This is a genomic window from Streptomyces sp. NPDC026417 (genome assembly GCF_055567695.1).
On record NZ_JBVHPY010000005.1, the window covers coordinates 350,850 to 371,749 of the forward strand.

Consider the following 20,900-nt stretch of genomic DNA (forward strand, 5'->3'; position numbering starts at 1 on the left):
TCCGGGCCGAGGGAGGCGCCGTGTTCAACATGTTCGAGGAACTGTTCGCACCTGGCCGCAAGCACACCCGGGACGAGCGCAGGCGCCTGGAGCTGACCCGCGTCGACCTGAACGACGGAGATCCCGGGCGCGGCCCGATAGACCTGTCGTCGGGCAAGGTGGTCGTCCGCGCGCGGCCGCCGCGACCGGCGCCCGCGGTGCGCGGTCCGGCCACGCGGGACCCGGAGGCGCCGCACGTCACGGACGGCCCGCGGGCCACGGGCGAAACGGCCCCCGGCACCCCCGAGCCCCCCGGCCCTCCCGGGGCTTCGGAGGCCTCCGGCACCCCGGAGGCCCGCGAGGCTCCCGCCACGGACGCAGGGCCCGACGCGGCCTGACGCCTCCCTGCGTCCCCGCGGACGGCCGCCTACGTCACCTTCAGCTCCAGGATCCTGTCGTCCCCGCCGTCGGGGGACCCGCGCCCGTCGGTCTCACTCGTCACCAGCCACAGCTTGTCGCCGCCCGCGGAGACCACCGTGCGCAGTCGGCCGTAGTCGCCCTTGAGGAACGCCTGGGGCTCGGCCGAGGCCTTGGTGCCGTCCAGCGGGATCCGCCACAGCCGCTGACCGCGCAGTCCCGCCATCCAGACCGAACCCTCGGCCCAGGCGACGCCACTGGGGGAGGCCTCGTCCGTGTGCCACTGGGCCACCGGGTTCTTATACGCGCCGTCGTCGTTCCGGCCCTCGGCTTCGGGCCAGCCGTCGTTGTCGCCGGGGCCGACGTGGTTCAGCTCGTCCCAGGTGTCCTGGCCGAACTCGGACGCCCACAGACGCTGCTTGTCGTCCCAGGCGAGCCCCTGGACGTTGCGATGACCGTACGAGTAGACGACGGAGCCGTCGAAGGGGTTGCCCGGGGCGGGCTCGCCCTCCGGCGTCATCCGCAGGATCTTGCCGGCCGGCGACTTCTTGTCCTGGGCGAGCCCGCCGTCCCCGGTCTCGCCCGTGCCCGCGTACAGCATCCCGTCCGGGCCGAAGGCGATCCGGCCGCCGTTGTGGATGAACCCCTTCGGGATCCCGCGGAACACAGTGTCCGGTGCTCCCAGCTGCTCTCCCGCCGGCTTCCGCTCCTCGTACAGCATGCGGACGATGCGGTTGTCCGACGCCGTGGTGAAGTACGCGTAGATCATGTGGTCCGAGGCGTACTCGGGGGAGAGGGCCAGGCCCAGGAGCCCGCCCTCGCCCTCCGGTGCCACCCCGGGCACCCGGCCCAGCTCCGTCTTCCTGCCCGTCCCGGCGTCGACCCGCGTGACGGTGCCCTCGTCGCGGGAGGAGACGAGCAGGTCGCCGTCCGGCAGCGGGGCCAGTCCCCAGGGGGTCTTCAGGTCCTTGGCGACCGTCCGCACCACCTCGACCGAGCCCTTCGCGGGCGGCACGTCCTTCTTCGCCCTCCCCGGGGACGACGCCCCCGGGGTCGTGCTGTCCGATGAGGGCTTCGGGAAGCCGTCCGGTTCCCCTCCGTCGCCGGAGGAGCAGCCGGCCGTCAGCAGTAGCGCGGCCGTGGCCAACACGGCCGTCACAGCTCGACGTTGCACGATCAAGGTCCCTTCGACGCGGCGGTCCTACTGTTCATACACCGCAGACGTCCCCCAGGTTCCCGATCACCCTCGGTGGATGCCGGGGAACTCCGGTCAGTCCCAGGATCCCCGCGCCGCCGGCAGCCGCGCCACCCGTGCCAGATCCTCGGCCGTCAGCCGCAGCGCCGCCGCCCGCGCGTTCTCCGTCACCCACCGCTCCCGCTTGGTACCGGGCACCGGCACCACGTGCGGCCCCTGCGCCAGGACCCAGGCCAGGGCCACCTGCGCGGGGGTCACCTCGTCGCCGTACCGCTCCGCGATCCGGCGCAGCCCGACGACGATCGGCTGGTTGGCGGCCATCATCTCGGCCGTGAAGCGCGGATGCCGGGCGCGCAGGTCGTCCCGTTCGAAGCCCTCCCCGGGGGTCAGCGTCCCGGTCAGGAAGCCGTTGCCGAGCGGCATCGCCGCGAGGAGCCCCACCCCGCGCGCCGCGCACCACGGCAGCAGCGCGTCCAGTGCCTCCGGCGACCACACCGACAGCTCCGCCTGCACCGCGCTCACCGGGAACACCTGCTGCACCCGCTCCAGCTGCCGGATCGTCCCGTCGTGCAGCCGCGCGCCCGGCCGGCGGCCGGAACGCGCGCCCACCGCGCACAGCCCCAGCGCCCGCACCTTGCCCGCCGCCACCAGCTCCGCCATCGCGCCCCAGGTCTCCTCGACCGGTATCTCGGGGTCCGCGCGGTGCAGCTGGTAGAGGTCGATCACGTCCGTCTGCAGCCGGCGCAGCGAGGCGTCGCAGGCCCGCTTCACGTAGCCGGGGCGGCCGTTGGCCACGATGTGCTGCTCACCCACCAGCAGCCCGACCTTGGTCGACACGAACGCGTCGGAGCGCCGCTCCTTCAGCACCCGCCCCACCAGCAGCTCATTGGTGAACGGGCCGTACATGTCGGCGGTGTCGAGCAGCGACGAGCCCAGGTCGAGGGCCCGGTGCACGGTCCGCAGCGACTCGTCGCCCCGCTGCCGCGAACCGGTGTACGCCCAGCTCATGGGCATGCACCCCAGTCCGACGGCCCCCACATCGAGCGTCGCCGCACCGATCGTCCTGCGCTCCACCTGGCCGAACCCTCCCTCTCCTGGCACCCCAAACTAACCAATGGGCAGGCCCGGCTTTCGCATAGCCTCCTGACCATGACTTCCGATGTGTGGCTCCCGTTCGCCGCAGACGAGATCGAGGGCCTGCCCGAGGGCCTCGACTACCGTTTCTGGAACGGTGACCAGGACTTTCCCGCGGACCCCGCCGAGTGCGCCTTCTACGTGGTGCCGTACATGAAGGGCGCCGGTGTCTCCGTGCGTCCGCTGCCCGGGATGACGTCCGTGCAGGCGGTGCAGACGCTGTCCGCCGGCATCGACCACGTCGAGCCGGGCCTCAAGCACCTCCGCCCGGGCGTGCAGTTGTGCAATGCGCGCGGCGTCCACGAGGCCAGCACCGGCGAACTCACCCTCGCGCTCGTCCTCGCCTCGCTGCGCGGGATCCCCGACTTCGTGCGGGGGCAGGACAAGGAGGAGTGGCGGTCCGGGTTCCGTCCCGCGCTCGCCGACAGGTCCGTCCTCATCGTGGGCTACGGGTCGATCGGCGCCGCGATCGAGGACCGGCTCGCGCCGTTCGAGCTCGCGCGGGTGGTGCGCGTCGCACGCTCCGCCCGCACGGCGGAGCGCGGTCCGGTGCACCCGCTCACCGAACTGCCCGCCCTGCTGCCCGAGGCGGACGTCGTCATCCTGTCCACCCCGCTCAACGACGGCACCCGCGGCCTGGCCGACGCCGAGTTCCTCGCCCGCATGAAGGACGGTGCCCTGCTCGTCAACGTGGCCCGCGGGCCCGTCGTGGACACCAAGGCGCTGCTCGCCGAACTGGAGACCGGCCGGATCACCGCGGCGCTCGACGTCACCGACCCCGAACCGCTGCCCCCGGGGCACCCGTTGTGGCACGCGCCGGGCGTGCTCATCAGCCCGCACGTCGGCGGGCCCACCTCCGCGTTCCTGCCGCGCGCCAAGCGGCTCCTGGCCGCACAGTTGAACCGTTTCGCGCGCGGGGAGCCGCTCCAGAACGTAGTGCTCACAACCGGCGCGTAAGAGGCGTACCGTTCACCACCCGTCCGCTTCGGGCACCCTCCGGAGTCCCCCGGACGCGTTCCGTACCGGCATTCCCGCTGGTCGTCACGGAGCGTAGAGGAACTATGTCCCTGAGTGACGAGACTGGTGTATCGTCCCGACAGGGGCTGCGCCGCGCACCGTTCGGCGCCGGGGATGAGCATTCAGGACTGCGAGGGGGGCGACGGGCGATGCACGGCCTATGGACCAACGATCCGACGCGGCGGGGTCGCCGCCGGCGACCCCGGCTCGCGGTGACGCGCGGCCACGGCCACGGCGGCCGTCACCACCATCGCAGGCACAGCGGGCGCAGGAGGCACGCGCATCCGGCCCACCGGGACCAGCGGGACCCGGGAGCGGCACGGGCCGGGTGGGCCCGGTGAGTTCGCCGCCGCCCCCCACCGCGCTCGACGGAGGCCTGCGCGTACAGCGCCTCCTCGGGACTCTGCTGAGCCGCCGACCGGCGCCCGGCGGCGGGACGGGCCTGCGGTCGCAGTTGGTGCTGGCCCTGGTGTGCGCGGGGTACGCCATCGGTTCCGCGCTGGGCTGGGGTTCCCCGGGCGCCGCACTGGTGATGGGCGATTTCGGACTGAGTGCCGCGGCGGGGACGGCCGCGGTCTCCTGCTTCCTCTACGCGCGCAGGCGACGCATCCGCTTCCGGCCGGCCTGGCTGCTGTTCTCCCTCTCCTCCGCGATGGCCGCGCTGGGCAACCTGGTCTGGGGGTGGTACGAGGTCGTGCTCGGGATCGCCGTGCCCAGCCCCAGCTGCGCCGACCTGTTCTTCCTGTGCTTCGCGCCGCCCGCCATCGTCGGCCTCCTCGTCCTGGCCAAGAGGCCTGTGACCAAGGCGGGTTGGGTCTGTCTGGCGCTGGACGCCTGGCTGATCGGCGGCTCGCTGCTGACCCTGTCGTGGAGCCTGGCCCTCGCGCAGGCGGCGAAGATGGACGGCCCGAGCGTCGCGCACACCGCGCTCTCGCTCGCGTACCCGCTCCTGGACATCGCCCTGGTGAGCATGGTGCTGGCCCTGCACTTCCGGCGCTCCGCCGTGAACCGGTCCGCCGTCAACACCGCCATCGGCGCGCTCGCCCTGACGGTGATGTGCGACGCCCTGTTCACCTCGCCCCTGCTGCACAACAACTACCGCTCGGGACAGCTCCTCGACGCGGGCTGGTTCGCCGGCTCCCTGCTGCTCGCCTACGCCCCCTGGGTCGGCACCCCCGCCGGGCCCGCCGACGAGAAGCACACGCGCGTGGTGCACGAGCACGTCCCCGGGCAGCGTCCCGGCGGCCCGGTGCACGGGCACGCCTTCGCGCCCGGACACGCTCCGCTGCCGGGCCCCGCGCAGGGCGGCGACCGCGCGCGGTATCCGGCCACCCGGCCCATCACCGGTTCGCTGGCCGCGCTCACGCCCTATCTGGCCGCCGCGGTCTGCACGTTGGGGATCCTCTACAACGTGCTGAACGGCCACAGCGTCGACCGCGTCGTGCTGATCACCGGGGGCACGGTGGTGCTCGCCCTCGTCGTGCGCCAGGGCATCATGCTGCTCGACAACATCACCCTCACCCAGGAACTGGCCCAGAAGGAGAACCACTTCCGCTCCCTGGTGCAGGGCTCCAGCGACGTCATCATGATCGCCGCGCCCAACGGGATCCTCCGGTACGTGAGCCCGGCCGCCGCCGGGGTCTACGGCCGGCCCGCCGAGGAGCTCGTCGGGTCCGAACTGGCCGCACTGATCCACCCCGAGGACCTCGGCTGCGTGGTGCACGAGGTGCGCCGCTTCCTGGCCACCAGCCACACCGAGGAGCCCACCACCCGCATCGAGTGCCGCTTCAAGTCCGGCGACGGCGGCTGGCTCAACGTGGAGTCCACCGTGAACCGGCACCACGGCGGCCTCATCTTCAACAGCCGCGACGTGACCGAACGGGTCCGACTGCAGGCGCAGTTGCAGCACAACGCCGAGCACGATCCGCTCACCGACCTGCCCAACCGCGCCCTGTTCACCAAGCGGGTCCAGCAGGCGCTGTCCGGCCGCCGCTCCACCGACCGCGGCACCGCCGTCCTCTTCATCGACCTGGACGGCTTCAAGGCGGTGAACGACACCATCGGGCACCAGGCGGGCGACGAGCTCCTCGTCCAGGCCGCCCGGAGGCTCCAGGACTCCGTGCGGCAGGGCGACACGGCCGCCCGCCTCGGCGGCGACGAGTTCGCGGCCCTCATCGTGGGTGACGGCGCCCGTGACCGCACCGCGCGGGAGCGCCACATCATGGAGCTGGCCGACCGGCTCAGGATCACCCTGTCGCAGCCCTACGCGATCGACGGCAACGATGTCCGGGTGGCCGCCTCCATCGGCGTCGCCTTCGCGGAACCGGGCCTCGGCGCGGGCGAGTTGCAGCGCAACGCGGACCTCGCCATGTACCGGGCCAAGGGGGCCGGCAAGGGCCGCGTCGAGCTGTACGCGCCCCAGATGCAGCAGGACGTCGTCCGCAAGGCCGAACTGGCGACCCGGTTGCGGGCCGCCCTGCACGACGGCGAGTTCGCGCTGCTGCACCAGCCGGTGGTCTCCCTGGAGAACGGCCGGATCGCATCGGTCGCCGCCCAGGCCCGCTGGCGCTCCTCCCAGGGGGTGTTCTTCACCCCGGCCGAGTTCCTGCGGGTCGCCGAGGACAACGACCGCACCGCCGAGCTCGGCCGCTGGATGCTGGAGCAGGCCGTCCAGCAGGCCGCCGAGCGCACCGCGACCGGTCTGTCCGTCCCCGTCGCCGTCCGGATGAGCGCCCGCAGGCTGCTGGACCGCTCCGTGCCGCTCGGTTCCGTCGAGGCACTGCTGACCCGGCACGGCCTCGCCTCGGGCGCCCTGGTCGTCGAGCTGTCGGACATGGACCCCAGGGTCTCCCTGGACGAGCTGGAGCGGCGGCTGAACGCGCTGCGGCGGATGGGTGTCCGGATCTCCCTGGACGGCTTCGGCAGCGGCTACGCGGCGATCACGGCCCTGCGCCGGCTTCCGGTCGACGTACTCAAGCTCGACCGCGGGCTGGTCGAGGGGGTCGTCGAGTCCGCGCGGCTGCACAAGATCACCAGCGGGCTGCTGCGCATCGCCACCGATCTGGGGCTGCAGTCCGTCGCCGACGGCGTGGACCTTCCGGAGCAGGTCGTCGCCCTGCGCGCGATGGGCTGCACCCACGGCCAGGGCATGGCCTTCTCGGGTCCTCTCGACGAGTACCGGCTGCGCCGAGCGCTGTCTTCCGGCCACTATCCGGTGCCGCACGGCCCGGTCGAGCCCGCGTTCGCCGGCGGGGGTCCGGGTATGTACGGGAGTGGCCTGCCCGCCGTCTTCGGAGGTGGCACGACCCTGCGTTCACATAATGAGACTCCCGTCCCACCCACTTGACAGTCGGTGCGTGCCGGGGGGAGGGTCAATGCCATGCGCACCCGAATTCTCGTACTTGGAAAGCGCGTCGGCTGAAGCTGGGGCACACCGGAGGACGATCCGGAACACCCAGCGACCGCACCCGGCGCGCTCCCCTCGCTTGCCTCACGGCACGAGGGGTTTTTTGTTGCACAGGCACCAGTCGTACACCCGCACAAACCTCGCAAAAACCCTCAGCATCGAGAAGAGAATGCCGATGACCGAGCAGGCCACCGGGGCCCATCCGCAGCCGCGGCCCCGTTCCGGAGGACATCAGTCCGCCCCCGAGCGCGTCACGGGTGCGCAGTCCCTCATCCGTTCGCTCGAGGAGGTCGGGGCCGACACGGTATTCGGCATTCCCGGCGGTGCGATCCTCCCGGCGTACGACCCGCTGATGGACTCGACGCGCGTGCGCCACGTGCTCGTCCGTCACGAGCAGGGTGCGGGTCACGCGGCCACCGGTTACGCGCAGGCCACCGGCCGCGTCGGCGTCTGCATGGCCACCTCGGGCCCCGGCGCCACCAACCTGGTCACGCCGATCGCCGACGCGCACATGGACTCCGTGCCGATGGTCGCCATCACCGGCCAGGTCGCCTCCAAGGCGATCGGCACGGACGCCTTCCAGGAGGCGGACATCGTCGGCATCACGATGCCGATCACCAAGCACAACTTCCTGGTGACCAAGGCCGAGGACATCCCCCGGACGATCGCGGAGGCCTTCCACATCGCCTCCACCGGCCGCCCCGGACCCGTCCTCGTCGACATCGCCAAGGACGCACTCCAGGCCCAGACCACCTTCAGCTGGCCGCCCACCCAGGACCTGCCCGGCTACCGCCCGGTGACCAAGCCGCACGCCAAGCAGATCCGCGAGGCCGCCAAGCTGATCACCGCCGCCAGGCGGCCGGTCCTGTACGTCGGCGGCGGCGTCCTGAAGGCCCAGGCCACCGCCGAGCTGAAGGTCCTCGCAGAACTCACCGGAGCGCCCGTCACCACCACCCTGATGGCGCTCGGCGCATTCCCCGACAGCCACCCGCTGCACGTGGGAATGCCGGGCATGCATGGTGCGGTCACCGCCGTCACCGCGCTGCAGAAGGCCGACCTGATCGTCGCCCTCGGAGCCCGCTTCGACGACCGCGTCACCGGCAAGCTGGACAGCTTCGCGCCCTTCGCGAAGATCGTCCACGCCGACATCGACCCGGCCGAGATCGGCAAGAACCGCGCCGCCGACGTGCCGATCGTCGGTGACGCCCGCGAGGTCATCGCCGACCTCGTGCAGGCCGTCCAGAAGGAGCACAGCGAGGGACACCGGGGCGACTACAGCGCCTGGTGGAAGGACCTCGACCGTTGGCGTGAGACGTACCCGCTCGGCTACGAGCAGCCCGACAACGGCTCGCTCTCCCCGCAGCAGGTCATCGAGCGCATCGGTCAACTCGCCCCCGAGGGGACGATCTTCGCCGCGGGCGTCGGCCAGCACCAGATGTGGGCCGCGCACTACATCCAGTACGAACAGCCCGCGACCTGGCTGAACTCGGGCGGCGCCGGAACCATGGGCTACGCGGTCCCGGCCGCGATGGGCGCCAAGGCGGGACAGCCGGACCGCACGGTCTGGGCGGTCGACGGCGACGGCTGCTTCCAGATGACCAACCAGGAACTCACCACCTGCGCCCTGAACAACATCCCGATCAAGGTCGCCATCATCAACAACGGCGCCCTCGGGATGGTCCGCCAGTGGCAGACCCTCTTCTACAACCAGCGCTACTCCAACACCGTGCTGCACAGCGGCCCGGACGCGGACGGCAAGCAGCCGAGCGCCGGCACCCGCGTCCCCGACTTCGTCAAGCTGTCGGAGGCCATGGGCTGTTACGCGATCCGCTGCGAGTCCCCGGACGACCTCGACAAGGTGATCGAGGAGGCGAACTCGATCAACGACCGCCCCGTCGTGGTCGACTTCATCGTCCACGAGGACGCGATGGTGTGGCCGATGGTCGCCGCCGGCACCTCCAACGACGAGGTCATGTTCGCCCGTGACGTCCGCCCCGACTTCGGCGACAACGAAGACGACTGAGAGCCGTAGGAAAAGGAACGAGACCCATGTCCAAGCACACGCTCTCCGTCCTCGTCGAGAACAAGCCGGGTGTCCTCGCCCGTATCACCGCGCTGTTCTCGCGTCGCGGCTTCAACATCGACTCGCTCGCGGTCGGCGTCACCGAGCACCCCGACATCTCCCGCATCACCATCGTGGTGAGCGTCGCCGACCTCCCGCTGGAGCAGGTGACGAAGCAGCTCAACAAGCTCGTCAACGTCCTGAAGATCGTCGAACTGGAGCCGGGTTCCGCCGTTCAGCGGGAACTCGTTCTGGTGAAGGTGCGCGCCGACAACGAGACGCGCTCCCAGATCATCGAGATCGTCCAGCTGTTCCGCGCCAAGACGGTCGACGTCTCCCCGGAGGCCGTCACCATCGAGGCCACCGGCGGCAGCGACAAGCTGGAGGCCATGCTCAAGATGCTGGAGCCGTTCGGCATCAAGGAGCTCGTCCAGTCCGGCACGATCGCCATCGGCCGCGGCGCCCGCTCCATCACCGACCGGTCGCTGCGCGCCCTCGACCGGTCCGCCTGACCGCCGACGCCGGGGACGGACCGTCCCCGGCTCCGGCCCGACCGGAAACGGCCGGTTCGCAGCCGCCGACCGCCCGTATTCCGAGACCCGAAGACTTCCCTTCCTCCGCCCGCCGTACGGTGGGACGCAACACGAGCACACCAAGGAGAACCCCAGTGGCCGAGCTGTTCTACGACGACGATGCCGACCTGTCCATCATCCAGAACCGCAAGGTCGCGGTCATCGGTTACGGCAGCCAGGGCCACGCCCACGCGCTGTCGCTCCGTGACTCGGGTGTCGACGTCCGCGTCGGTCTGCACGAGGGCTCGAAGTCCAAGGCCAAGGCCGAGGAGCAGGGCCTGCGCGTGGTGACGCCGTCGGAGGCGGCGGCCGAGGCCGACGTCATCATGATCCTCGTGCCGGACCCGATCCAGGCCCAGGTCTACGAGGAGTCCATCAAGGACAACCTGAACGACGGCGACGCGCTGTTCTTCGGCCACGGCCTGAACATCCGCTTCGGCTTCATCAAGCCCCCGGCCGGCATCGACGTGTGCATGGTCGCCCCCAAGGGCCCGGGCCACCTCGTGCGCCGCCAGTACGAGGAGGGCCGCGGCGTTCCCTGCATCGCGGCCGTCGAGCAGGACGCCACGGGCAACGCGTTCGCGCTGGCGCTCTCCTACGCCAAGGGCATCGGCGGCACCCGCGCGGGCGTCATCAAGACGACCTTCACCGAGGAGACCGAGACCGACCTCTTCGGCGAGCAGGCCGTGCTCTGCGGTGGTACGGCCGCGCTGGTCAAGGCGGGCTTCGAGACGCTGACCGAGGCCGGCTACCAGCCGGAGATCGCCTACTTCGAGTGCCTCCACGAGCTGAAGCTCATCGTCGACCTGATGTACGAGGGCGGCCTGGAGAAGATGCGCTGGTCGGTCTCCGAGACCGCCGAGTGGGGCGACTACATCACCGGCCCGCGGATCATCACCGACGCCACCAAGGCGGAGATGAAGAAGGTCCTCGCCGAGATCCAGGACGGCACGTTCGCCCAGCAGTGGATGGACGAGTACCACGGCGGCCTGAAGAAGTACAACGAGTACAAGACCCAGGACGAGAACCACCTCCTGGAGACCACCGGCAAGGAGCTGCGCAAGCTCATGAGCTGGGTCAACGACGACGAGGCGTAAGCCTTGGGACGACGGGCCGGAGCGCACCGCTCCGGCCCGTCGCCGAACCCGGGGTAACGCTGTTGTCCATTGCGGCCAGCCTCGTCCGGGTGATCCTTCCGCGGAGGCGCAGGACGGCCCCCGCAGCGGCACTAGACTGCTGCACAACAAACGCGTCAGGCCCACAGCGTCGTGCGTCTTCCACGCGGCTCAAGCGACACCGAGGAAGTGAAGGCACGCCCCCACGCCGCTCGGCGCGGGACGGCACCGGCACTCTTCGGGGCCGCCGACAACCCTCCACCGCATGCGGCCGTCGGGACGGCCGTCCGCATTGGACTTGTGAGGACTCACGTGAGCTCGAAACCTGTCGTACTCATCGCTGAAGAGCTGTCGCCCGCGACCGTGGACGCCCTGGGCCCGGACTTCGAGATCCGCCAGTGCAACGGCGCGGACCGCGCCGAACTGCTGCCCGCGATCGCCGACGTGGACGCGATCCTGATCCGTTCGGCCACCAAGGTCGACGCGGAGGCCGTCGCCGCCGCGAAGAAGCTGAAGGTCGTCGCACGAGCCGGCGTCGGCCTGGACAACGTCGACGTCTCCGCCGCCACCAAGGCCGGCGTCATGGTCGTCAACGCCCCCACGTCGAACATCGTGACCGCGGCCGAGCTGGCCTGCGGTCTCCTGCTGGCCACCGCGCGCCACATCCCCCAGGCCAACACCGCCCTGAAGAACGGCGAGTGGAAGCGCTCCAAGTACACGGGCGTCGAGCTGGCCGAGAAGACCCTCGGCGTCGTCGGCCTCGGCCGCATCGGCGCGCTGGTCGCCCAGCGCATGTCCGCGTTCGGCATGAAGGTCGTCGCCTACGACCCCTACGTGCAGCCCGCGCGCGCCGCCCAGATGGGTGTGAAGGTCCTGTCGCTGGACGAGCTGCTGGAGGTCGCCGACTTCATCACCGTCCACCTCCCCAAGACCCCCGAGACCCTCGGTCTGATCGGCGACGAGGCGCTGCACAAGGTCAAGCCGTCGGTGCGCATCGTCAACGCCGCGCGCGGCGGGATCGTCGACGAGGAGGCGCTGTACTCGGCGCTCAAGGAGGGCCGCGTCGCGGGCGCCGGTCTCGACGTGTACGCGAAGGAGCCCTGCACGGACTCCCCGCTCTTCGAGCTCGACCAGGTCGTCTGCACCCCGCACCTCGGCGCCTCCACCGACGAGGCCCAGGAGAAGGCCGGTATCGCGGTGGCCCGCTCGGTGCGCCTCGCCCTCGCCGGTGAGCTCGTGCCGGACGCGGTGAACGTCCAGGGCGGCGTCATCGCCGAGGACGTCAAGCCCGGCCTGCCGCTCGCCGAGAAGCTCGGCCGCATCTTCACCGCCCTCGCCGGCGAGGTCGCGGTCCGTCTCGACGTCGAGGTGTACGGCGAGATCACCCAGCACGACGTCAAGGTGCTCGAACTCTCGGCGCTCAAGGGTGTGTTCGAGGACGTCGTCGACGAGACCGTGTCGTACGTGAACGCCCCGCTGTTCGCGCAGGAGCGTGGCGTCGAGGTCCGTCTGACCACCAGCTCGGAGTCCCCGGACCACCGCAACGTGGTCACCGTGCGCGGCACGCTCGGCGACGGCCAGGAGGTCGCGGTGTCCGGCACGCTGGCCGGCCCGAAGCACCTCCAGAAGATCGTCGCCGTCGGCGAGTACGACGTGGACCTCGCGCTCGCCGACCACATGGTCGTGCTGAGCTACGAGGACCGTCCCGGCGTCGTCGGCACCGTCGGCCGCGTCTTCGGCGAGGCCGGTATCAACATCGGGGGCATGCAGGTCGCCCGGGCGGCCGTCGGCGGGGAGGCCCTCGCGGTCCTCACGGTCGACGACACGGTTCCGCAGTCGGTCCTCACCGAGGTCGCCGACGAGATCGGCGCCACCTCGGCCCGCTCGGTCAACCTCGTCTGAGTCACGCCCAACGGCCTGTGGGCGAAGGGCCGGGTCACCTTCGGGTGGTCCGGCCCTTCGTCGTCTCCCGCGGGCGGGCGTCAGGGGGACGGGGCGCGTTCCGGCTCGATCAGGCCCTGCCGGTAGGCGATGGCGACGGCCTCCGTGCGTCCGGCCGCGCCCAGCTTGGCGAGGATGTTCGAGACGTGGACGCTCGCCGTCTTGCCGCTGATGAACAGTTCCTCGCCGATCTGACGGTTGGTGCGGCCGAGGGCGAGGAGGCGCAGGACGTCGTTCTCCCGGGCCGTCAGGGCCGCCGCGCCGTCCTGCCCTGCGGGCTCCCTCGGGGCCAGCCGGCGACGCCGGACGAGCTCGTCCAGGTCCTCGCGCAGCGGCACGGCACCGAGCCGTACGGCCGTGTCGCGGGCCGCGCGGATCTGCTCTGCCGCCTCCTCGCGCCTGTCCGCGGCCAGCAGCGCCTCGGCGAGCCGGCGGCGGCAGCGGGCCGGTTCGTACGGGTCGCCGTAGTCGAAGGCGGCGACGGCCCGCTCCCAGGCGGCGACGTCGGGACCGGTGCGGGCGCGGGTCCACTCGGCCTCGGCACGGGCCAGCCAGGCGAGCCCCTCGGGACCCTGCCGGGAGCCGTCCTCGCCCTTCGCGGCCGTGACCCGGGCCAGCTCCACCAGCTCGTCCGCCGTGTCCGTCCAGCGGGAGACGGCCGCCCGGTCGCCGGTCAGGCGCAGCTGTTCGGCCCGGTCCGCCACCGCGGCCAGGGCGAGGGCGGCCAGCCGCACCGCGACGTCCGGCCGCTCGGCGCCCGCCTCTCCGGCGAGGGTCGCGAGCGTCGTACCGACCCGGGCGACGGCCGCCTCCGCGTCCCCGCGCAACGCCGCCGCGTCGGTCAGCACGATGCTCGCGACGAGCGTGGCCATCCAGTCGAACGGCCCGTCGAGCAGGGCGCGGGCGCGGCTCTCGGTCTCCCGGTCGCCGCGCGCCAGCGCCACGTACAGGGCGGGACCGGTCGCGAAGCCGGCCGCCGCGGGCAGCCGCTCGGCGTCGACGGCGGCCGCGCGGGCGCACTCGTCCCACCGGCCCAGGGTGTAGAAGACCAGGGACTGCAGATAGCGCAGTTCCAGCGCGTACGGCGAGGAGAGCAGGCCGGAGCGGCCCGCCCGCTCCAATCCGTCGGTGACCCAGGTCAGGCACTCGTCCAGGTCGCCGGACTCGTAGCACCCGACCGCCAGGTTGAACAGGGCACGCATCTCCACCGACACGTTCCCGGCGCTCCGGGCCAGAGCGCGCGCCTCCGACAGGCGGCGACGCCCTTGCGGAGAGCGGCGGTTGTGCTCCTCGAGCCCGACCAGGGAGATCGTCAGGTCCGCCCGGGCGTCGGCGAGTCCGAGGTCCTCGGCGACGCGCAGGGCCTGGCGGGCGACGCGCTCGGCGTCCTCGTCGTGGCCCATGTAGCGGGCCGCCATGGCGTGGGTGGCCGCGGCCCACACCCACGTGTGCGACGGGGGCTCGGCGGGGGTCATGGCGAGCGCCTCGCTGCTGTACGTGAACGCCGCCTTCAGGCGGTCGACGCGCATGAGGTTGCCCGCGAGGGTGTAGCGGACGCGGACGGCGAGTTCGGAGTCGGCGTCCGAGCCGGCCCGGGCGAGCGCGGCCCGGGTCAGGGTGACCGCCCGGTGGCTCTCGCCGGCGTGCGCGGCGGCGGCCGAGGCGCGCAGGGTGAGGGTGACCGTGTCCAGGCCGTCCTCGGGCCGTGCCGTGGGCGCCACCGCGGGCCACAGGTCGAGGGCGGACTCCAGATGGCGCAGCTCCTCGGCGGGCGCGCCGACGCCGGCCGCGTGGTCGGCGGCCTCCAGGGACGCCCGGAGGGCGTCGGCCAGGTCGTGGCTCTCCCGCGAGTGGTGGGCCCGCTCGGCCGCGCTCTTCGCCGGGTCGCCGCGCCCGGCGAGCAGGGTGGCGAACGCGCGGTGCAGCCGGACCCGCTCACCGGGCAGCAGGTCGGCGTACACGGCCTCCCGGATGAGGGCGTGCCGGAACGTGTACGTGTCGCCGTCGGCGGGGACCAGGAGCTGCCGGCCGACGGCCTCGCGCAGCGCCGACTCCAGCTCCTCCTCGGGCAGTTGGACCGCGTCGCGGAGCAGGTCGTGCTCGACGCGGCGGCCGGCCACGGCGGCGGTGCGCAGCACCTGCTGGGCGGTGGCGGGCAGTTGCTCGAAGCGGATGAGCAGGACGTCGGCCAGGCCGCTGGGCATGGCGTCGGCCGCCGGGTCGGGGGCGCCGGGCACGGCGTCGGCGGTGGCGGCGAGCAACTCCTCCGCGTAGAACGCGTTGCCCTCGGCGCGCTCGACGATGCGGCGCACCGTGGTGTCCGCCACCGCGTCCGTGCCGAGGGCGCGCACCAGGCGGGCCACCTCGGTGTCGTGCATCGGCCGCAGCTCCAGGCGGTCGACGGCGGGCAGCCGGACCAGCTCGGCCAGCAGGGGGCGCAGCGGGTGACGGCGGTGCAGGTCGTCGGCGCGGTAGGAGGCGAAGACGGCGAGGCGGTGGACGGGGGCGTCGGCCGCCGGTGCTCCCGTCCGGGGGCCGCGGGTCTGGGGGAGTGGGCGGAGACCGCGGCTGAGCAGGAAGCGCAGCAGGTCGCGGGAGGACTGGTCCGCCCAGTGGAGGTCCTCCAGGACGAGCAGGAGCGGGGCGATCGCGGAGGCGTCGGCGAGGAGTCCGGCCACGCCCTCGAACAGGCGCAGTCGGCCGCCGGCGTCCGAGGCGCCGTCGGGACCGCTGCCGAGCAGCCGGTCGACGGCGGGGTGGGCCGCGAGGGCGGGGGCGAACCGGTCGTCCGCGGCGAGGGCGCCGAGGATCTCGGTGAACGGGAGGTACGGCAGGCCGACGTCGCCGAGGTCCACGCAGTGGCCGGTGAGGACCGTCATGCCGGTGCCGGCGGCGTGCGCGGAGGCCTCGGTGAGGACGCGGGTCTTGCCGACGCCGGCGTCTCCCGCGACCAGGACGGCGCGGGGGTCGCCCTCGTGGGCGCGGCCCAGCACGCCGGTGAGCCTGGCCAGTTCCTCTGACCGGCCGATGAACGGCGTACCGAATGTCTGTGCCACGGGTCCATCCTGGCATGCGGGCCCGATACGGCACCCGGCTTTAAGGGGGCCCTCCGGGGGCTGCGCCCCCGGGCCCCCGGTTCGGCCTGGACGGCCTCGTCCTCAAGCGCCGGACGGGCTGGGATTTCCGCGGCCGGGGTTCGGGGGTGGGCGGTGTTGTCGTGCCGTCCAGGGGCTGCGCCCCCGGGCCCCCGGTTCGGCCTGGACGGCCGCTGGGATCGTCCCGGCCGGGGTCATCGGGTGAGGGACCGTTGCGGTCGGCGGGGGGCGGGAGTTCGGGTGGGGGGCCGGCGCAGGGTGGCCGTGGTGAGGGCCGCGGCGCCCAGGAGGAGGAGTGCGCCGGCGACGGCCGCGGCGTTCATGCCGTGGGTGAAGGCCTCCCGGGCGGCGGTCGTGAGGGCGTCGCCGGTGCGGTCGGGCAGGTGCCGGGCCACGGCCAGGGCCCCGCCCAGGGTCTCGTGGGCGGCGGCGGGAGCGGTGGACGGGATGTCGTGGCGGTAGACGGCGGTGCCGATGGAGCCGAGGACCGCCATCCCCAGCGCGCCGCCGAACTCAGCGCCCGTCTCCAGCAGGGACGACGCGGTGCCCGCGTTGCCGACGGGGACCGTGCCGAGGGCGAGGTCCATCATCTGGGACATCACGGTGACGATGCCGGAGGCGAGGACGCCCGCGCCGGCCAGCACCAGCCACATCGAGTCCGTACCGGCGAGGGCGAGGAGTCCGTAGCCGCAGGCGGCGACGGTGAAACCGCCGGCGACGACGTGGGCCCGGTCCACGCCCTTCTGCACCAACTGCGCGGCGACCGGGGCCGCGACGCCGACCAGGACCGTGGGCAGCAGCGCCCACAGGGCGGCCTCCATGGAGCTCTTGCCGAGCACGGACTGGAGGTACTGGGTGGTGAAGAAGGCCGACCCCATCATCCCGAACGAGGACACGAGATTGAGGACGACGGCGGGGGCGAACCCGCGTCCGCGGAACAACCGGGGTGAGATCAGCGGGGATTCGGCGGTGCGCTGCCGGTGCACGAAGAGGGCGGTGAACAGCAGGCCGACCGCGATCGAGAGGACGTACTCGGTCCGCCACCCCTCGGAGGGGATCTCCTTGATCCCGTAGATCAGGGGCAGCACGGCCGCCATCGACAGCGGCACGCTCGGCAGGTCGAAGCGGCCGGGCGCGGGCTTCCTGGACTCCGGCAGCAGGATCGGGCCGAGAACCAGCAGCAGCACCATCGCGGGCAGGTTGACGAGGAAGACCGAGCCCCACCAGAAGTACTCGACGAGGATCCCGCTCATCACCGAGCCGAGCGCGATGCCGCCGGTCATCACGCCGGACCACAGGCCGATCGCCTTCGCGCGCTGGCCGGGGTCCGTGAACATCGTGCGGATGAGCGCCATCGTCGACGGCATCAGGGTCGCGCCGCCGATGCCGAGGAGGGCGCGGGCCGCGATCAGGGTCTCGGGGCTGTCGGCGTAGGCGGCGACGACCGACGCCGTCCCGAAGGCGGCGGCGCCGAACAGCAGCAGCCGGCGGCGCCCGATGCGGTCGCCCAGCGAGCCCATCGTCATGAGCAGGCCCGCCAGGACGAAGGCGTAGATGTCGAAGATCCACAGCTGCTGGGTGCCGCTCGGCTCCAGGTCGGCGCTGATCGCGGGGATCGCGAAGTAGAGGACCGACACGTCCATGGAGACGAGGAGCAGCGGAAGCATCAGGACGCCGAGGGCGGTCCATTCGCGGCGGCCGGCGCGGGCGCCGGGGGCGGGGGTCGGGCTCGTCGAGTGCGTCATGGCAGGGACTGTACGGACGTCTTAAACGCTTGTCTAGTACGTTTGTATAGAACGGTCGTACAGGACACCTGTGTAATACGTCCGTATGGGACGCTTGTCTGGACCGGCGGTAGGCTGACCCGCATGGGACATCGTGAGGATCTGCTCGAGGGCGCCAAGCGCTGCCTGCTGGAGAAGGGGTTCGTGCGCACCACCGCGCGCGACGTCGTCAAGGAGTCGGGGACGAACCTGGCGTCCATCGGCTACCACTACGGCTCGAAGGACGCGCTGCTCGCGCAGGCGTACGTCGATCTGATCTCGAACCTGGGCGAGGGTTTCGACGGCTTCGTCGGGGACGGCACCGTGGGGGAGCCGGGTTCCCTGGAGCGCTTCGAGGAGGTCTGGGGGAACGTCACCCGGTCCTTCACCGAGGCCCGCCCGATCTGGCTGCTGACCTTCGAGGTCATCACCAACGCCGACCGGCTGCCCACGGTGCGCGAGCAGTTGGTGAAGGCCCAGGACGAGGGGCGCCGGGGTCTCGTCCCCATGCTGATGGGCGGCCGGGAGGCCGACGTCGACGACGTCACGCTGCGCACGCTCGGCGGCTTCTACCAGACCCTGCTCAACGGCCTGTGCGTGCAGTGGCTCTTCGACCCGGCGTCCGCGACGGACTCCTCCCAGCTCACCGAGGGCCTGCGACGGGTGATCGAGGCGTCGGCGAAGGCGGACGGCCCGACCCGCTGACGTGACGTGACGGACGTGGGGCGGGGTGGTGTGGCACGGGCGGCCGACCCGGGGGTGACGTGGAGGGCGCGGCCCCGGTCCGGTGGCCCGGCCCCGCCCCCATCGCTACAGCCGCGCCCCCTTCAGCGCCATGTGCAGCAGCAGCCGGTCCTCGCCGTCGTCCAGGTCCAGGCCCGTGAGCTGCTCGACCCGGGACAGGCGGTAGTACAGGGTCTGACGGTGGATGCCGAGCTCCGCCGCCGTGCGGCCCGCCTGGCCCGCGCGGTCGAGGAACACCTCGGCGGTGCGCGCGAGTTCGCGGTGGGCGGGGGACAGCAGGGTGCGTACGACGGGGTCGTGCGCGGTGTCCGGCGGGAGGGACGTCAGAAGCCGGAAGGGGCCGATGGACGCCCACTCGGCGACCGGCCCGAGACGCGGCTCGGCCAGGGCCGCGCGGGCGGCGGCGGACGCCTCCTGCCAGGCGGCGCCCAGGTCGGCGAGGCCCGCACGGGCCCCGGCCACCCCGGCCGCCGCCGTCGCCCCGACGGAGGGCGCGGGCGACGGACCCGCCGACCGTGAACCGCCGGCGGGCGGGTGATCCGCCGCCTCGCGGACGAACCGGGATGCCGCCGACAGCGCGGGTGTCAGCACCTCGGCCGACCGCAGCCGCATCAGCAGCGCCAGGCTCTGCCCGGCCGTCCCCCACGGCACCGTGCACAGGGCGGTCGCTCCCGGCACCGTACGGACCGAGGGGGCGTCGTCCGGGTCGGCGGAGGGCCACGGGGCGACGCAGACGACCGTGTGCAGGCCGTCCGCGCGGGGGCCCAGCGCGGTGCGCAGCTCGGCGACCGCCATGTCCCGCTGCCAGCCCCGCTCCGCGGTGAGGACCGCCCGCAGTTCACGGGTGAGGTCCGCGCCCGCCTGGGCCTCGTCGGCGAGCAGTGCCCCGATGCGGGCGGCGACCTGCATGGCGGCGTCCAGCTGTGCGGCGGTCGGCCCCGGATCGTGGTCCAGCAGCCACACGTAGCCCAGCACCACCCCCCGATGGCGTACCGGGAGGCAGACGCGTCCGCGGTGGACGCCGGCCTCCGGGGCCGGGGCGATGCGGACCGGGCCGGTGGCCCGCGCGATACCGAACCCCTCGAACCAGGCCCGGACCTCCGCGGTGGAGCGGCGCGTGAGGATCGAGCGGGTTCGCACGGGGTCGAGGGAGGCCTCGTCGAAGTCGCCCTCACTGTCGTACACGCCGAAGGCGATCAGCTCGAAGTCGCGGTTCTCCAGGGTCGCGGGGGCGCCGAGGAGCGCCGAGATCTCGTCGACCAGCTCCTGGTACTCGCCGCGGCCGGCCGCTCTGCCCGCCCTGAAATCGCCCGTCACAGGGGCATTGTCCCTCATGTGTCCGAGGGCCTCATACATATGTCTGAGATCCAGGGCACGGATGCGTGACAGCTGTCGATGGCCGAGGATCGGGGGGATCCTTAGGTTTCACGGTGGTTCTCCGTGCCGTACCCGGGCGTTCCTCTTCCGGGGCCCGCGGCCGTCCTTACTTTCCGTGGAGGTGCCCCGTGCTGGGTCCCGTGATTCTCGCCGCGTCGCGCAGCGACAGGATGCGCCGCTTCGTGTCGGCGGCCCCCGGCACCAAGCAGGTGGTCGCCCGCTTCATCGCCGGTGAGACGGTCGACCAGGTGGTGCCGATCGTGCAGGACGCCGTCGCCCGCGGGCTCGAGGTCACCCTCGACGTCGTCGGCGAGGACATCACCACGCGCGAGCAGGCCGCCGCCGCCCGGGACGCCTACCTGGAGCTCGTCGAGCACCTCGCGCGGCTGGAGCTCGGGACCCGGGCCGAGATGTCCGTCAAGCTGTCGATGTTCGGTCAGGCGCTGGAGGGCGGGCACGAGCTGGCCCTCGCCAATGTGCGCCCCGTCGTCGAGGCCGCCGCGGCCATCGGCACGACGGTCACCCTGGACGCCGAGGACCACACCACCCTCGACTCGATGTTCGCCATCCACGAGGAGCTCCGGAAGGACTTCCCGCAGACCGGCTGCGTCATCCAGGCCTACCTCTTCCGCACCGAGGCCGACGCCCGCCGGCTCGCCGCGAACGGCAGCCGTGTGCGTATCGTGAAGGGGGCGTACAAGGAGCCCGCCGAGGTCGCGTACCAGGACAAGGCCGAGATCGACAAGGCGTACGTCCGCGTCCTGCGCACCCTGATGGAGGGCGACGGCTACCCGATGATCGGGTCCCACGACCCCCGTCTGATCTCCATCGCCCAGGAGCTCGCCCGGCGCGCCGGGCGCAAGCTCGACGAGTACGAGTTCCAGATGCTCTACGGGATCCGCGGCGAGGAGCACCTGCGGCTCGCCGCCGAGGGCCACCGGATGCGTGTCTACACCGCGTACGGCACCGACTGGTACGGCTACTTCATGCGCCGTCTCGCGGAGAAGCCGGCCAACCTGCTCTTCTTCGCCCGCTCGATCCTCACCAAGGGCTGAGCCCGAACCACCGCTCACTTAAGGAGTT

Annotated in this window: 14 protein-coding genes; 9 read left to right on the forward strand and 5 right to left on the reverse strand. The window is 72.4% G+C overall.

All coding sequences use genetic code 11. The features are described 5' to 3' along the window. Positions 1-29: 29 nt before the first annotated feature. Positions 30-377 carry a DUF6191 domain-containing protein gene (locus tag ACZ4NT_RS11135; protein ID WP_467724845.1) on the forward strand — a complete coding sequence of 116 codons (348 nt, stop codon included), beginning with the start codon at positions 30-32 and terminating at the stop codon, positions 375-377. 29 nt (positions 378-406) lie between these two features. Here the strand turns inward: ACZ4NT_RS11135 and ACZ4NT_RS11140 are convergent, their stop codons facing one another. After that, the gene (locus tag ACZ4NT_RS11140; protein WP_467724790.1) at positions 407-1,555 is read right to left on the reverse strand and encodes a PQQ-dependent sugar dehydrogenase; all 1,149 of its coding nucleotides are present in this window, start codon (positions 1,553-1,555) and stop codon (positions 407-409) included. 111 nt (positions 1,556-1,666) lie between these two features. Continuing rightward, on the reverse strand, positions 1,667-2,665 hold the full coding sequence (locus tag ACZ4NT_RS11145) for an aldo/keto reductase (protein WP_121406120.1): 999 nt from the start codon (positions 2,663-2,665) through the stop codon (positions 1,667-1,669). 75 nt (positions 2,666-2,740) lie between these two features. On the opposite strand from ACZ4NT_RS11145, the gene ACZ4NT_RS11150 reads away from it, so the two are divergent. The 6 genes from ACZ4NT_RS11150 to serA all read left to right on the forward strand — a co-directional run bounded on the left by ACZ4NT_RS11150 (position 2,741) and on the right by serA (position 12,799). Beyond that, the gene (locus tag ACZ4NT_RS11150) at positions 2,741-3,682 is read left to right on the forward strand and encodes a 2-hydroxyacid dehydrogenase (protein WP_467724792.1); all 942 of its coding nucleotides are present in this window, start codon (positions 2,741-2,743) and stop codon (positions 3,680-3,682) included. A gap of 397 nt (positions 3,683-4,079) precedes the next feature. Further along, complete coding sequence (locus ACZ4NT_RS11155; RefSeq protein ID WP_467724794.1) at positions 4,080-7,088, forward strand: putative bifunctional diguanylate cyclase/phosphodiesterase; 3,009 nt, start codon at positions 4,080-4,082, stop codon at positions 7,086-7,088. A 229-nt stretch (positions 7,089-7,317) separates the two neighbouring features. Further along, positions 7,318-9,171, forward strand: a complete 1,854-nt coding sequence (locus ACZ4NT_RS11160; RefSeq protein ID WP_121406123.1) for an acetolactate synthase large subunit — start codon at positions 7,318-7,320, stop codon at positions 9,169-9,171. A 26-nt stretch (positions 9,172-9,197) separates the two neighbouring features. Then, positions 9,198-9,722, forward strand: coding sequence for an acetolactate synthase small subunit (gene ilvN, locus ACZ4NT_RS11165; RefSeq protein ID WP_121406124.1), 525 nt, complete (start codon positions 9,198-9,200; stop codon positions 9,720-9,722). 155 nt (positions 9,723-9,877) lie between these two features. Continuing rightward, positions 9,878-10,879 carry a ketol-acid reductoisomerase gene (ilvC, locus tag ACZ4NT_RS11170; protein WP_121406125.1) on the forward strand — a complete coding sequence of 334 codons (1,002 nt, stop codon included), beginning with the start codon at positions 9,878-9,880 and terminating at the stop codon, positions 10,877-10,879. A 330-nt stretch (positions 10,880-11,209) separates the two neighbouring features. After that, entirely contained in the window at positions 11,210-12,799 is a 1,590-nt protein-coding gene (gene serA, locus ACZ4NT_RS11175) for a phosphoglycerate dehydrogenase (RefSeq protein WP_121406126.1), read from the forward strand. Positions 12,800-12,879: 80 nt separating this feature from the next. On the opposite strand, the gene ACZ4NT_RS11180 is transcribed toward serA, so the two are convergent. Both ACZ4NT_RS11180 and ACZ4NT_RS11185 read right to left on the reverse strand, forming a co-directional pair. Continuing rightward, a complete protein-coding gene (locus tag ACZ4NT_RS11180; RefSeq protein ID WP_467724798.1) occupies positions 12,880-15,894 on the reverse strand; it encodes a helix-turn-helix transcriptional regulator in 3,015 nt (1,004 codons plus the stop codon). Positions 15,895-16,127: 233 nt separating this feature from the next. Continuing rightward, positions 16,128-17,678, reverse strand: a complete 1,551-nt coding sequence (locus ACZ4NT_RS11185; protein WP_467724800.1) for an MFS transporter — start codon at positions 17,676-17,678, stop codon at positions 16,128-16,130. Between the two features lie 123 nt (positions 17,679-17,801). On the opposite strand from ACZ4NT_RS11185, the gene ACZ4NT_RS11190 reads away from it, so the two are divergent. Then, positions 17,802-18,401, forward strand: a complete 600-nt coding sequence (locus ACZ4NT_RS11190; RefSeq protein WP_467724803.1) for a TetR/AcrR family transcriptional regulator — start codon at positions 17,802-17,804, stop codon at positions 18,399-18,401. 105 nt (positions 18,402-18,506) lie between these two features. On the opposite strand, the gene ACZ4NT_RS11195 is transcribed toward ACZ4NT_RS11190, so the two are convergent. Next, on the reverse strand, positions 18,507-19,775 hold the full coding sequence (locus ACZ4NT_RS11195) for a PucR family transcriptional regulator (protein WP_467724805.1): 1,269 nt from the start codon (positions 19,773-19,775) through the stop codon (positions 18,507-18,509). Positions 19,776-19,945: 170 nt separating this feature from the next. On the opposite strand from ACZ4NT_RS11195, the gene ACZ4NT_RS11200 reads away from it, so the two are divergent. After that, entirely contained in the window at positions 19,946-20,872 is a 927-nt protein-coding gene (locus ACZ4NT_RS11200) for a proline dehydrogenase family protein (RefSeq protein ID WP_121406132.1), read from the forward strand. Positions 20,873-20,900: the final 28 nt, after the last annotated feature.